At 32.9% G+C, this 13729-nt stretch carries 12 protein-coding genes and 1 other RNA gene; 5 read left to right on the top strand and 8 right to left on the bottom strand.

Translation table 11 applies throughout. The annotated features are described in order from the left end of the window. Positions 1 to 56: 56 nt before the first annotated feature. From JQC67_RS14970 to JQC67_RS14940, 7 genes are all read right to left on the bottom strand, one after another. Positions 57 to 725: a response regulator transcription factor gene (locus JQC67_RS14970; protein ID WP_203253729.1), complete on the bottom strand. Its 669-nt coding sequence runs from the start codon at positions 723 to 725 to the stop codon at positions 57 to 59. A 22-nt stretch (positions 726 to 747) separates the two neighbouring features. Continuing rightward, the gene (locus JQC67_RS14965; protein ID WP_203253728.1) at positions 748 to 2793 is read right to left on the bottom strand and encodes a sensor histidine kinase; all 2046 of its coding nucleotides are present in this window, start codon (positions 2791 to 2793) and stop codon (positions 748 to 750) included. Positions 2794 to 2917: 124 nt separating this feature from the next. After that, positions 2918 to 3076, bottom strand: a complete 159-nt coding sequence (locus JQC67_RS14960) for a hypothetical protein (protein ID WP_203253727.1) — start codon at positions 3074 to 3076, stop codon at positions 2918 to 2920. 141 nt (positions 3077 to 3217) lie between these two features. Then, complete coding sequence (locus JQC67_RS14955; RefSeq protein ID WP_203253726.1) at positions 3218 to 3949, bottom strand: LytR/AlgR family response regulator transcription factor; 732 nt, start codon at positions 3947 to 3949, stop codon at positions 3218 to 3220. A gap of 145 nt (positions 3950 to 4094) precedes the next feature. Further along, positions 4095 to 5621, bottom strand: a complete 1527-nt coding sequence (locus JQC67_RS14950) for a hypothetical protein (RefSeq protein WP_203253725.1) — start codon at positions 5619 to 5621, stop codon at positions 4095 to 4097. Positions 5622 to 5647: 26 nt separating this feature from the next. Next, positions 5648 to 6049: an acyl-CoA thioesterase gene (locus JQC67_RS14945; protein WP_203253724.1), complete on the bottom strand. Its 402-nt coding sequence runs from the start codon at positions 6047 to 6049 to the stop codon at positions 5648 to 5650. 25 nt (positions 6050 to 6074) lie between these two features. Beyond that, the gene (locus JQC67_RS14940; protein WP_203253723.1) at positions 6075 to 7121 is read right to left on the bottom strand and encodes a glutaminyl-peptide cyclotransferase; all 1047 of its coding nucleotides are present in this window, start codon (positions 7119 to 7121) and stop codon (positions 6075 to 6077) included. A gap of 153 nt (positions 7122 to 7274) precedes the next feature. Between JQC67_RS14940 and ffs the strand changes: the two genes are divergently transcribed. The 3 genes from ffs to fsa all read left to right on the top strand — a co-directional run bounded on the left by ffs (position 7275) and on the right by fsa (position 8972). Further along, positions 7275 to 7373, top strand: an RNA gene (gene ffs / locus JQC67_RS14935) — signal recognition particle sRNA small type. A 77-nt stretch (positions 7374 to 7450) separates the two neighbouring features. Further along, complete coding sequence (locus tag JQC67_RS14930; protein WP_203253722.1) at positions 7451 to 8257, top strand: SDR family oxidoreductase; 807 nt, start codon at positions 7451 to 7453, stop codon at positions 8255 to 8257. 61 nt (positions 8258 to 8318) lie between these two features. Further along, entirely contained in the window at positions 8319 to 8972 is a 654-nt protein-coding gene (gene fsa, locus JQC67_RS14925) for a fructose-6-phosphate aldolase (RefSeq protein WP_203253721.1), read from the top strand. A 53-nt stretch (positions 8973 to 9025) separates the two neighbouring features. On the opposite strand, the gene JQC67_RS14920 is transcribed toward fsa, so the two are convergent. Continuing rightward, complete coding sequence (locus tag JQC67_RS14920; protein WP_203253720.1) at positions 9026 to 10456, bottom strand: redoxin domain-containing protein; 1431 nt, start codon at positions 10454 to 10456, stop codon at positions 9026 to 9028. A 198-nt stretch (positions 10457 to 10654) separates the two neighbouring features. On the opposite strand from JQC67_RS14920, the gene JQC67_RS14915 reads away from it, so the two are divergent. Both JQC67_RS14915 and JQC67_RS14910 read left to right on the top strand, forming a co-directional pair. Further along, positions 10655 to 12283 (top strand): ABC-F family ATP-binding cassette domain-containing protein, encoded by a 1629-nt coding sequence (locus JQC67_RS14915; protein WP_203253719.1) that lies wholly within the window; start codon positions 10655 to 10657, stop codon positions 12281 to 12283. A gap of 28 nt (positions 12284 to 12311) precedes the next feature. Next, positions 12312 to 13466 carry a hypothetical protein gene (locus JQC67_RS14910; RefSeq protein WP_203253718.1) on the top strand — a complete coding sequence of 385 codons (1155 nt, stop codon included), beginning with the start codon at positions 12312 to 12314 and terminating at the stop codon, positions 13464 to 13466. Positions 13467 to 13729: the final 263 nt, after the last annotated feature.

Here is a 13729-nt window from a genome sequence, read left to right as displayed (position 1 = left end):
AAACCTTAAAAAAACTAGGGTTTTCATGTTTTTTGCTTCAAAAGGTAAGTAAAGTATTACAAAAATCCTTTATTTCTAGCAATATTTATAAGGGCAAGGTCATTTTCATCTTTAATTCCGAAATTTAATTTAAGCTGCCGTTTCCGGTTTTCAATTGATGCTTGCGAAAGTGGAACTATGTTTGCTATATCTTTGGTCTTAGTACCTTTTGCCAGCTCTTGAAGTATCATTTTGTCATTGTCATCTACCGTAAATTGCCTAGACATTGTTTTACGCATTGCTAAAAGGGCAGAAGGAGAATAATAAAGAATACCCATTTTTACTGTATTCACCATTTCAATTAAGGTACTCTCATCTATTTCAGATTTCACCATATAGCCGTCAGGGGTAACCGATTTGAAAATGGATTGAATTCGTAAACTATCACTAAACGAAGACATAAAGACAATTCTGGTTTCTCTGATGATTTTTCTTGCTAAAACACCTAAATCTTCGCCCGTTCGGGTATCACCTGAATCTAAAGAAAAAAGCTGAATATCTAGAAGTAAAATATCATACTTCATTAACTTGGCAGAGTGTTCAATTTTCTGCTTTGCAAGGTCAAAAGTGGTTGCAATATCCATTTCAACTTTAAAACCATCAAACTTGGCATCTTCAAGAATATATTTGTAGCCCATGACCGTCATTTTATGGTCATCTACCGCAAGTATTTTTATCGTTTCCATCTATTTCAGGTGTGTTATACTTTTACTTTTTCTCTAATGTATCAAAATTTTCAGAATCATCTGAAAAGTATTCTACTGGAATTGATAATTTTACAGCTGTTCCTTGACCTAATGAGCTATCAATTTTCCAATTGCCATTCAGCTTATCAATTCGAGATTGTAGATTCAACCTACCAATACCTTTCTTTTTGGTTTTATCTGTATTGAAGCCGATTCCATCATCTTCAATAATTACAAGTAGTTTATCATTCTCGACTGTAAAATCTAGCGTAATATTTTTACACTCCGAATGTTTGACTGCATTATGAATACATTCTTGAATTATTCGATACAAGTTAATCTTAATATCACCATTTAGGTTGTCCCATGCAATCTCACTATCAAAGTTAAAGATATGATTTATGTTAGCGGCAGAAGCACTATTTTCTAATAAATCACTTATTGAACGCGTAAAGTTATGTAGTTGAAGATATGCTGCATGGCTTAGTTCATGTGATATTGATCGTACCTCACTTTCAATATCTTTTAAAGCTATAAGGGCATCTGCTTTGATGTTAATAGCTTCATCATCTGATTTTTTATTAAGGCCAGTAAGTACCATTCTTGCGCCTAACATTTTACCAAGAATGCCATCATGCAATTCTTCTGAAATTCGTTTTTGCTCCATTTTTTTACCTTCTTCAAATTTTTGCTTTTCAGAAAGCATTAGATCAACTATTTTTTTATCGCTTGCTTGTTGCGCCTGTTGAAATCGTAATCGTTGATTTTTAACCCGTTGATCAATAATCACATAGCCTGCTGTGCCCAATAGTAATATTGAAACTGCAATACCCGCCCATAATTGTTTTTGACTCTCTAGTTGCTTATTTTCTGCAACTACTTGATCGGTTTCAAATCGAATGCGGGCAAATTTATTTCGTAAAATAGCCTCTTCATGTATTAGACTATCATTTAATGTAATATATTGTTTGCTATAAATTGCTGCGTTTTTAGGGTCTATTTGGGTCAAAAGCTCTAATGACTCTAACAGGCGACTATTATTTTGACTTAGCTCCGCATTTTCTTTTGACTTTAAAAGGTTTAGTAGAGCAACTGCAGAATCTTTTTTAAATAAATTATATTCTGCTAAAGAAAGATACCCTCCCGCTAAACCTGCTATATCGCCAATACTATCTCTAATCTTAAGTGATTTTTGAAATAGTTTTGTCACTTCTGTATTTGCATTGGCCTTGTACCGACTGCGTGCTAAATTATTTAATGTTTTGGCATATAAATCTGGATATTTATAAAATAAACTGTCTTGGTAAAGTATTTTATTAAAATATGTAGTGGCATTTTTAGTATCGCCTTTTTCAAGAAAATTTACCCCTATATTATTATTTATTTGACTTTCAAGTAAATAATTTGCACCAGCTTTTAGCAAATATTCTTCTGCACTTCGATAATGTAGAGTTGCTCTATCAAATTCTTCTAGATCTTTCGCGACAATTCCTAACAAATTATAGCATTGGGCTAAAATATAATTTTCATCTAAAGGACTTAAAAGCTCAATTGCTTTAATTGTATTTATTTCACTACCCGTATAATCTTTGATATCCTCCTGTATTTTTGCCATGTGATAGGTGATTGATCCAGCACGTTTATATTGATTAATATTAATAAATATTTCTTGCGCTTGAGAAAGATTATAGTAGGCACTATCTTTTATTCCTAAGTTATCCAAATAAGTTCCTAAATCCCAATATGAAATACCTAATCTTAAAGAATCATTAAGTTGTATTGCAAGCTTATTTGTTTTCTTATTTATTTTTCTAAATTGTAGCGAATCTTCAGCATATGCATAAGCCCATTGAATTTTTGTAAAGTGTTTTAGACGTAAGGTATCTTCTTTAATTTTTGTAGCTGTAATAAAAGCTTTTTTTAATGCATTTTGTCTTTCTATAATAGATATAGATCTATTGGTACCTTGTGAAATATTGTATTGTAAACTATCTGATTGGGCTTGATCTTTTATGTTTTTTTTTTGCGTTGCCTCATTACTACAAGAAAAAAATAATGTTATTAGCAAAAAATGAATGATTACATTGTGAAAAATATTATAAAGGGGGCAGTTATTAACTTTCATTATATACAAGATAGAAAAAAAGCCTTAAATAAAACATTTAAGGCTTAACACTTATATTTTTGAATAATTATTCTCCACCGCTACCGCCACTTCCACTAGCAGCATCATCATCATTTCCTGCGTTTATTTGGTGATAAACATCATCATTGTCTGCTGTATCATTATCACAAGAGAACATACCCATTGTCATTACTACTACTGCGATAATACTTGCTACTTTTTTCATGGTTTCTATTTTAAATGATTAATTAGTTTTTTAGTACACGACTAAACTACCATCAATGCTTGCTGAGCGCCAGAATAGAAAAATTCTAAAAGTATTTGATATGATTCTAAGGGTATTTATACCCTTTCTGAGAGTATTCAGTTAATTAACCGAATGAATTGAAGTTTTTGAAAGAGCTTTTTTTAATTGATCAACATTTTCTAGATAAGATTTAGAAAATGGTAGTTGTAATTTTCTGAGCTTTAACGTACAGATTGATTTACCATAATTGATACGTGACACATAGTTCGTATTTAAAATATAGCTCTGATGTATACGAACGAAATTTTTTGGTAATTGTTGTTGATAGGTTTTAAGAGTTTTGTAAGCACTAATGATGTTGCCATCTTTCATTACAAAATCTGTTGAGTTATTATCAGCCTTTAAATAAAGAATATCACTTGTATCTACGTAATGATAGTCGCGATAAGATTTCAAGCATAAGGTTTGTAAATCACTCTCTTTAGGCATCAATTTTTTAAGTTTCAAAATTGATTTACGAATGTTGAATTCATTATATGGCAGTAACCAGTAATCGAAAAAATTATTCTTTATTGCTTCATAAGCATGGTCTTTAGATTTTGAGATACCGATAAAAATAGGGAGGTCTGTTGCGTACTGATATAATTCAGTAACCATTTGAAAATATTCATAGGCCTTTTCACTTAGGTCTACAAAAACTACATCCGGAGAATGTTTTAGAATAACATTAATTCCTTCCATAGCACTTCTTGCTTGAGCAATAAGGCAAAAGTCACCATACTCTTCCAAGTAATGCTGTAATTGCAAATTGGAGGTTGCATCAGAATTTATGATAACATATGAGTATTCCATTGACTAATTTTACCATATGCAAATTAGTAATAGATGTTTAATGTTGATTATAGATTTCCCTTAGAAATTCTATGGGTTTTATATGCAATATGCTGAAAATGAACACATTTGAAGGAAAAAACTCTCAAATATGACTTGATGTAGGTTAATTCTGTACATTGATTTCAAAAGCTCCAATATCAGGTTGCTGTGTTCTGTCTTTTCCTAAAATGTCAACGGGCACCAAAATAGCAGTTTCTTGTTGTGCACTTGCGTTGGCTGCAGAAGATTCGTTAATTCTAAAATCGCCTCCGAAAGAATCAAAAAAGTCAACAGGTTCGTTATAAATATTGTTTTGATATAAGTTCTGATTGTCTAAATCATATAATTCAGAATTCTCAAGTTGTGCAGAAGTACCGAGCTTGATTAAACAATTAATGAAAGAGAAATTAAAGGTATTTGTTTCATTAGAAGCCAAGGTTAGTTCTTGTGATGTACTGCCATAAATGATGCAATTTGTAAAAGTTGCATTGATTAAATCTGCACGCTCTTCTGCAAAGAAATTATCAATATATACAGCAGTTATTTGTCTGAAACTATTCGACCAATAGTTAGCAATGGTACAATGTTTAAAATCATACTTTCCGCCTAAATTACAGTGCAATGATTGACCACCAGCAGATCCTAAAACAAGATTTTCCGCTTCAATTGATGCTGATTTAGCCCATAGGTTTATGTTAGAACTGTTCTGAATTTGTGAATTTTTCATGGTCAAGGTTGGCTTGTTCAAGTCGCCATTACCATGCAATTTAATACCAACTGTAGCATTGTTTAGGGTTAGGTGGTTGATTGTGTTTTCAGTGCTTCCGGTCGCAATTATTAGTGCTCCCCATTGACCTGGTATTGAATTGAATTGTGGTTCAAGGCGGTCACCTTCAAAAATAACTTCATTTTCAAGTAGTTTGGAATCGGTACTAAGACTTCCATTTATTTCTATTTTTCCTCCACTTTTAACAAAAATGCCAGAATCTTTATGAAAATGGACTCTCGTGCCAGGATCCATAGTTAAGGTTTTTCCTTCCGGTACAGCGGCATATCCATAGATAACATACGGTTTTTCATTTGTGAACTGCAATTGATTATCGTTGAGCGTAAAACCTTCAATAACAATACCGTTTTCTGATGGCTCTGAATCGAGTGAAATAGTTTCTTTTATTCCTTCTGAATTCTTATTCGGATATAAGAAAACTGCGTTTTTAACCAAAGTGACAAGTTCAACTACTTGCTCATCAGGGTCTACATCAAAGAGTAATTTATCTGTATACAGTATTTCATTTTCAATACGTGATGAGGCATCAAAAGTGGTTTCAATATTAATAAACATACTGTCTTGTGCTAAAATGGGTATGTTTTCAAATGATTTACCGGCAACACCATCAACATTTAATCGATACCCACTTTGAGCACCTTGTTGCAAGCGTATTGACGGAATTTCAATATCATCGCGAGTAGGGTTATAGACCTTTAAACTATAGGTGCTACTGCCAATATTGCTAAAAACAGTGTCAAGAAAAACAGTGTCTTTTGAGAACTCTAAATTACCTGCGCTGGGGGCGTATTCAAAATTTTTTCGACAAGAATTGCCAATTATCAATAGTACTAAAACCAAAATGGAGTAGAGGTATAGGCGCATTTGCTAGTACATATTAAATTGTAATCTTAAAGCGTTTCATTAGCAAAAATCGCCTTAATATCTTCCGAAATTCGAGTAGGCTTAAATGTCTTGGCATTTAATAAACACCATTCAGTACTTGAACGTACTAAAAGCGCATTTGTTTTAGCATCAAACATCTCAACTACACGTATTGACACTGCACCACGACTTTTTTCAATAAAGGTTCTTACAAGTATGGTATCATTTAATTTGGCTGCATTTTTATAAGTAATATTATGGTTCATTACTACCCATACTACTTCTTCTAATATTTCTTTGGATGCTTTTTTTTGCCAATGTTCTTTAGAAATGTCTTGAATCCATTGCACATAACGAACATTGTTTACATGGTAAAGGTCGTCAAGATCATCTTGTTCAACTACTATAGTTTTTTCGTAGTATTTCATATTGACAAACTTTTTTTGAAGGCTATTATTTCTTTGCTATGGTTACTTCAAAAAGTTTATCCCAATCTTTTCCGGTTACAAAGAAAGTTTTTCTAGTAGGGTGGTAGGCAATACCGTTTAAAACATTGTCTGTTGGGTTCCAATTTTCGCCTTTAGTAACATGCTTATCTAGGCCACCAAAATTGATTACACCTTCTATGGCTCCACTAGAGGCATCAATAATCATTACACTAGGTCTTTGATATACGTTAGCGTATATTTTGCCATCTACATATTCTAGTTCATTCGCTTTATTGAAAACAGATTTGTTTGTTACAATTTCAATATGTCCTTCTTCAACCAAAGTATCCGGATTTAAAAACCAAATCTTTTCGGTACCATCACTTTTAAATATTTTTTCACCATCATTACATAAACCCCATCCTTCAGTACTTTCTCCATATTGAAAGCTGTCTATTTTTTCAAATTTGTTTAAATCGTAAACAAATCCAGTTTTACCTCGCCATGTCAATTGATAAATTTTGTCTTTCATTATGGTTATGCCTTCACCAAAAAATGACTTATCAAGATCAATTTGATTTATAACCTTACCGGTCTTATAATCAAACTTTCTCAAGAATGAACGTCCTTTTTTTCCGGTGCCCTCATACAATGTATCGTTGTGAAATTCTAATCCTTGGGTATACGCACCAGTGTCATGCGGATACGTATTTACAATCTCATAGGTATATACCTCTGGTGCGTTTTCAGCCAAAACACGAATGTCTTTTGAAATTTCAATTGTACCATCTTCATAGGTAATAGCAGCGCTCAAAGTTCTATTGCCTAAAAAAGGTACATTCATGTTGATTTTATTTCCGTTTACTGGTAACACTGTGCCATCAATTGAGTAGACTACTTTGCTAATAGATTTTTCGTTTTTATTGTTAATTGAAATGCCAATGCTCTGATTGTGTTGAAAAATATTTTTTCCACCTTCTAAATCAATTTGAAACAAATCAGATTTTGAACCGCGGTCACCGCAGGCCATAAATATGAGCGAAATAAATAAGGAAACGAATACTTTAACCATAACAGGGTATACTTTAATTTAAGATTGTAAAGTTAATCGATTCTATGCAAAGGTTCAATAGTTGGGTATTGTTGTTAAACTTGTAAAATATTTTGTGGAATTAAGACATTACTCTTTTGGATATTGGGTTTTCTTGGTTGTATATTTGCAGTTCGGCAAGTCCTACACGACCAGCTCCTGTAGAATCCCCCAGGGTGGGAACGCAGCAAGGGTATATGGTTGTAGCGGTGCGATGTAGGTAGCTTGCCGTTTTTTTATGCCCTATTTTTAGCTCTTAATTAATTTGGAAACTAAAAATCGTTTATAAAATTCATTAATTTGCCAACGTTATGTCACAGAAAGTAGTTCTTGTTACGGGCGGTTCTTCAGGTATCGGAAAATCTATCGGTACATTTTTAGTATCAAAAGGGTATATCGTTTATGGTACTACTAGAAATAAAGCAAAATATCCTGATTTCAATGCTTTCCAACTTTTAGAGATGGATGTTAGAAAAGTTGAGACTATTCAATATGTTGTTGATGAAATAATTTCTAGGGAAGGTAAACTAGATGTATTGATCAATAATGCTGGGGTAGGTATTACAGGCCCAATTGAAGAAACACCTCATGCAGAAATTTTAGGAGCATTTGACACTAATTTTCATGGTCCTTTACATGTAGCAAAAAAAGTATTGCCCCAAATGCGAAAGCAGGGTGGGGGGTATATCATCAATATTACATCAATTGCAGGATATATGGGTTTACCCTTTAGGGGAATTTATTCGGCAACAAAAGGTGCGTTAGAATTGGCGACAGAAGCAATTCGGATGGAAGTAAAAGATTTCGGAATTAAAGTATGTAGTCTTGCACCTGGTGATTTTGCTACCAATATAGCTAGTGGGCGCTATCATGCACCAGTTCATGAGCAATCTGATTATAAAAAGTATGGTGAAAGTGTAGCGATGATGAATACACATGTAGATGCTGGGCAAGATCCAATATTAGTAGCAAAAACGATTTTAAATATTCTTAATACGACCAACCCTAAAGTACATTATAGGGTTGGTGCATTTATGCAAAAATTTTCATTGTTCTTAAAAAGTGTGTTGTCAGACAAACTATACGAGAAATTATTGATGAATCATTATAAATTGTAATTTTGCGGATTACAATATCCCTTGAAATTCAGGGAAACTTTAACCTTTAAAAACGAAATAAATGAAATTTTTTATTGACACAGCCAATTTAGATGATATTCGTGAAGCCCAAGCATTAGGTGTACTTGATGGGGTTACTACAAATCCTTCATTGATGGCTAAAGAAGGTATTAGCGGTAAGAACAACATTTTAAAACACTATGTTGATATTTGTAATATTGTTGATGGTGATGTTTCTGCCGAAGTTATTTCTACCGAATTCAGTGAAATGGTTAAAGAAGGTGAAGCATTAGCAGAATTACATGACCAGATTGTAGTTAAGATACCGATGATTAAGGATGGTGTTAAGGCTTTAAAATATTTTTCTGATAGAGGAATTAGAACCAATTGTACTTTAGTTTTCTCTCCGGGTCAAGCACTTTTGGCTGCAAAAGCTGGTGCAACTTATGTTTCTCCTTTTATTGGTCGTTTAGATGATATTTCAACAGATGGTTTGAATCTTATTGCAGAGATAAGACTTATCTATGATAATTACGGATTTGATACACAAATTCTTGCTGCATCAGTTAGACATACAATGCATGTAATTGATTGTGCTAAATTAGGGTCAGATGTAATGACGGGACCTTTATCTGCAATTGAAGGCTTATTAAAGCACCCTTTAACTGATAGTGGTTTGGCTAAATTTTTAGCAGATTACAATAAGGGTAACTAATTAAAAAATTTAGTGGTGGTTGTAGTTAAAAGTACTCGTTAATACGAATAGAATTAGTTTTTAGCGATTTGATTATGATTATAACCACTCACTTGTTTCTCTAACGAGTTTGAGAATATATTACTAAAGGCATTTATTATTTTACCATTTTCAGCAATTATACATTTGTTAATTGGGTAAATAATAAGTGCCTTTGTTAGTTCTTCAAAATTCTCAGAACGGAATTGTGTGTCTGGGTCAAGTTTTGCCGTTTGTACAATTCCCTTCCAGCTAGTTTCTTCTGTTCTTATATTAATTCCAATAAATTGATACTTTGATTTTTTGTTATCTAGCGATGCAATTCGTTTGTTCACTTCTTTAAAATGTCGCTTGTCTTCGCCAGACCAAAAATAGAATACAGTTTTTTTGCCTTTAGAAATATCACGTAATGAAACGCTCTCTCCTTCACTATTATTCACATAGACCTCAGGTATTGTTTTTTTAGGTTGTATGTTTCTAATGCCCTCATAGAGTTCATCAATTTCTTCATTGTGTCTATTATTATTTGACAATTCATGAAATTGCTCAATAAATATTTCATTATTTTCTTCAGAATCATGTGCTTTTAATAAATAGTCAAAAGCCACCTTTCGTAATAAATTGTCTTTTAATTCTTTATCAATTACAATGCTGTCAATTAAGTGCAATTTGTGTCTATTAAAATGAAAATGGTTTTTGACTTTCTTATTTTCTAAATCACAATCAGAAGCACAACTCATATAGGTCACATTGCCAAAATGGTTGTTCATGAAATTATAATAAGGTCTTAGATAGGTGAGATCATTATCATTAAAATCTAAATTTTTACGGTAATCATAAAAACTGGCAGGTAACTCTTTTATTTTTTTGTCTTGGGTATATTTTCGATGAACAAAAGGGTATTTTTCTTTGAATGAATCATATTCATACAGAATACTAGCTTTTGCAATTTTCACCTCTTTATCAGTTAAATTGCCTTCTACAGTTAGTGCGTTTAACAACGATAATTTCTGATCAGCTAAGGAGTCTAATTTTTCAATAAAAACATCGGGTTCTAATCTAAATGTAGAATAGATTGCAGGTCGTTCTTCTTCATTTGCCAAGAAAAGGTCTAAAAGAAAATTATTAATTTCTTCACCAACACCTGAAAATATAAGTGATTCATCAAATGCTACCGTATTTAAACGAATAGTTAGACTATCACCTTTTTTTAGATAAACATATTGCAATTCAGGCGCATGATTGAAATGATATAGACCATCATCAATAGAATCAAAACGAAATGAAAATCTATTTTCAGCGTCTAGTTTGGTAGAATCAATGATGTTGTCGCCCTTGTATAATACAACATAGCTAGAGGTGGGGTTTACAATTTCCCCTGCAAAATATACATCGGGGGACGTTTTTTCACCTTTACCACAACTGGCCAAAATAATAAGTAACAGATAAAGTAATTTTTTATTCATACAAAAAATTGCTAGTTCTATAACAGTCAAAAATAGTAAACCGCTATAGGCTACCGTGTTAAATGGTAGTTAAAAAAGGTCACAGTTAGTTAATGTATTGTGTTTGAACTAATAAATTTGAAGCAATTTTGGCTCTAATTTGGGGGGCTTAAGCGATTATATTACGTATTTTTGCGCCGATTTTTAAAACAGAAAACTATGTTGGCGGTTTCAAATTTATCGGTACAATTTGGGAAAAGAGTACTTTTTGATGAAGTAAATGTGTCTTTTACTCAAGGTAATTGTTATGGTATTATCGGTGCAAATGGCGCAGGTAAATCTACTTTTTTAAAGATTCTTTCAGGGGAAAATGATCCAACTTCGGGTCACGTGATATTAGAACCGGGTAAGCGAATGTCAATATTAGAACAAAACCACAATGCTTATGATGAGCATGGAGCTTTAGATGCTGTGGTTATGGGTAATAAGCCCTTGTTTGCGATAAAGACGCAAATTGATGCCTTGTACGCTGATTATACTGATGAAAATGCAGATAAAATTGGAGAGCTTCAAGTGCGTTTTGAAGAGTTGGATGGATGGAATGCTGAGAGTGCAGCAGCTGCTTTATTATCAAATTTGGGAATATCTGAAGAATTGCACCATACTGCAATGGCTGATATTGACCCAAAATTAAAAGTACGTGTTCTTTTGGCACAAGCTTTATTTGGTAGTCCAGATGTATTAATAATGGATGAACCTACCAATGATTTAGATTATGAAACTATTAATTGGCTAGAGAACTTTTTAGCTGATTATGAAAATACCGTAATTGTTGTATCACACGATAGACACTTTTTAGATACCGTATGTACTCATATTGCAGATATTGACTATAGCAAAATGAATCTGTACTCAGGTAATTATACGTTTTGGTATGAGAGTAGTCAATTAGCCTCTAGACAAAGGGCTCAACAAAATAAAAAGGCTGAAGAAAAAGCTAAAGAATTACAAGAGTTTATTTCACGTTTTAGTGCGAACGTTGCAAAAAGTAAACAGGCTACTTCTCGTAAAAAAATGCTTGATAAATTAAATGTTGAAGATATTAAGCCATCAAGTAGAAGGTATCCGGCTTTAATTTTTGAACGAGAACGAGAAGCGGGGGATCAAATTTTAAATATTGAGGGACTTTCAGCAACATCTGAAGATGGTGAATTGTTGTTTGATAAGGTAAATATTAATCTATCAAAAGGAGATAAAGTTGCGATTATCTCTAGAGATTCTAGAGCAACTACAGCTTTCTATGAAATATTAAATGGTAAGCGAAAAGCTGATGCAGGCACATTTCAATGGGGTGTAACTACCAATCAATCTTATTTACCAGCTGATAATTCAAGTTATTTTAAATCTGATGATAGCTTGGTAGATTGGTTACGAGAATGGGCAAAAACAGAAGAAGAACGCGAAGAAGTGTTTATTCGAGGGTTTTTAGGGAAAATGTTATTCAGTGGAGAAGAGGCACTTAAAAAATGTTCGGTTTTATCAGGTGGTGAAAAAGTACGTTGCATGCTAAGCCGTATGATGATGCTTAGAGCTAATGTTTTAATGCTTGATGAACCTACCAATCACTTAGACCTTGAAAGTATTACTGCTTTTAATAATTCACTGAAGAATTTCAAGGGTACAGTGCTCTTTACGACGCATGATCATGAATTTGCACAAACTTTGGCCGATCGTATCATAGAATTAACCCCTAAAGGCAACATTGACAGATATTTAACGTTTGATGCTTATATGTCTGATAAGGCATTAAAAGAGCAGCGTAATAAAATGTACACTATGCCTGCTTAATTTTTTGTGAAACCCAAATTTTGCAATTATGAAAACCTACAACCTGCTTTACCTACTTTTGGCATGCGTTATTTTTAGCTGCAGCAAATCTGATTCTGGTTCTAATTCGGACCCAGATAAAAAAGAAGAAAATACTGGCGCAGATGCTAGTTATAATTTATTGGTGAAAGATGAGGGGCTACTTTCAAGTACCCTAATTAATGCGACTGCGGAAACTACAATTTTGAATCCGGCGAAAAGTACCTTTGAAGACATGCCGGTGCCCAATATAATTTATAATGATGGCTCAGTTTTAACCGCTTACCATCAAGTAACAGATTGTAGCGGTACTATTTCTCAGTTTGATTTCTCAACAAATACATTAACAGAGTTAGAAGTATTTACTGAAATGTCTGATTGTGAATTAAACGTAAGCGCTATTGCACATTCTGATGCTAAGTTTTATTTGACCTATGAATCGGATGACAGTAATGAATATTTTGTTCGTGTCATTGATTCGAATGGCGCAGAATCAAATTTTATAGATGTTCCTTTAAGGGATGATGTTTTCGATCCAACCTATGTTCCTAAGGAGTTGGTTTTTGCCAACAACAGGCTTTTTATCCTTGGTCATGATGAAGATGCAACAGATGAGTACCATATTATTACAATGGATGGGACTAATAACACTTTGATTCATGATTTGAATCTTGGTTTTAAAGTAAAGCAAATATTTAAGAATCCTGATGATAATATCATCGTAAGTTATAGTAATCTTCACTCTTTACTTAATAGTAGTTCTATGGTAGTAAAGTATACGAATTACGGTGAAGGCACTCAGCCAAATTTTACAAATTCAAAGTATAATTACTTTGATAAAGAAGGTAGAATGTACTATGAAACGCCACCTGGTGCTATAAGTACTTATGCTACAATACCTGCGGTATATGATTTTGATGAGCAATTAGCGATTTTATATGCTTATGAGAACTTTTTAACCGAAGCACAATACAGTTTTGAATTTGAAATAGAAAACACCTCAATGGTAGCCTATGATGATAAAAACGATTACATCATTATAGGATATAAAAAGAAAGGTAGTGTTAACAAGGGAGGATTATTACGTATTAAGCCTGCGCCAGACCCTGCACTTATTGATAATTTGAATGTAGAAGGAATACCTTATAAACTTTTTGTGAAATAGAAGATTAAATGCATAGTTACATGTGGTCTGGGCTGTATTTTAAAAGGCAGTAAAGTTTCGTTACAATAGAAATGTTTTAACTTAATTATGAAAGCTTGTCACCTTAGCTTTAATTATTAGTAAACTTATTCTTTCAGAAAATAAGTTTTATCATAATAATCTTAGTTGTCGTAATGATTAACGTGTTAATGTTGTGTTAATTTAGATGTCTAGTAAACTTGTCTATTGCATTCATAGTGCATTTCATTGTAACTTGGCTTTGA

The organism is Aurantibacter crassamenti (genome assembly GCF_016811105.1).
Lineage (GTDB): Bacteria > Bacteroidota > Bacteroidia > Flavobacteriales > Flavobacteriaceae > Aurantibacter_A > Aurantibacter_A crassamenti.
The sequence above is the reverse complement of the archived record's forward strand: the minus strand, read 5'-3'. Positions and strand labels throughout refer to the sequence as shown.

Bases quoted from the DNA above. Each gene is read 5' to 3' on its own strand.
- JQC67_RS14960 (WP_203253727.1), bottom strand. From the start codon at position 3,076: ATGAAAAAAGTAGCAAGTATTATCGCAGTAGTAGTAATGACAATGGGT.
- JQC67_RS14950 (WP_203253725.1), bottom strand. From the start codon at position 5,621: ATGCGCCTATACCTCTACTCCATTTTGGTTTTAGTACTATTGATAATT.
- JQC67_RS14910 (WP_203253718.1), top strand. From the start codon at position 12,312: ATGAAAACCTACAACCTGCTTTACCTACTTTTGGCATGCGTTATTTTT.
- JQC67_RS14920 (WP_203253720.1), bottom strand. From the start codon at position 10,456: ATGAATAAAAAATTACTTTATCTGTTACTTATTATTTTGGCCAGTTGT.
- JQC67_RS14970 (WP_203253729.1), bottom strand. From the start codon at position 725: ATGGAAACGATAAAAATACTTGCGGTAGATGACCATAAAATGACGGTC.
- JQC67_RS14945 (WP_203253724.1), bottom strand. From the start codon at position 6,049: ATGAAATACTACGAAAAAACTATAGTAGTTGAACAAGATGATCTTGAC.
- fsa (WP_203253721.1), top strand. From the start codon at position 8,319: ATGAAATTTTTTATTGACACAGCCAATTTAGATGATATTCGTGAAGCC.
- JQC67_RS14930 (WP_203253722.1), top strand. From the start codon at position 7,451: ATGTCACAGAAAGTAGTTCTTGTTACGGGCGGTTCTTCAGGTATCGGA.
- JQC67_RS14940 (WP_203253723.1), bottom strand. From the start codon at position 7,121: ATGGTTAAAGTATTCGTTTCCTTATTTATTTCGCTCATATTTATGGCC.
- JQC67_RS14955 (WP_203253726.1), bottom strand. From the start codon at position 3,949: ATGGAATACTCATATGTTATCATAAATTCTGATGCAACCTCCAATTTG.
- JQC67_RS14915 (WP_203253719.1), top strand. From the start codon at position 10,655: ATGTTGGCGGTTTCAAATTTATCGGTACAATTTGGGAAAAGAGTACTT.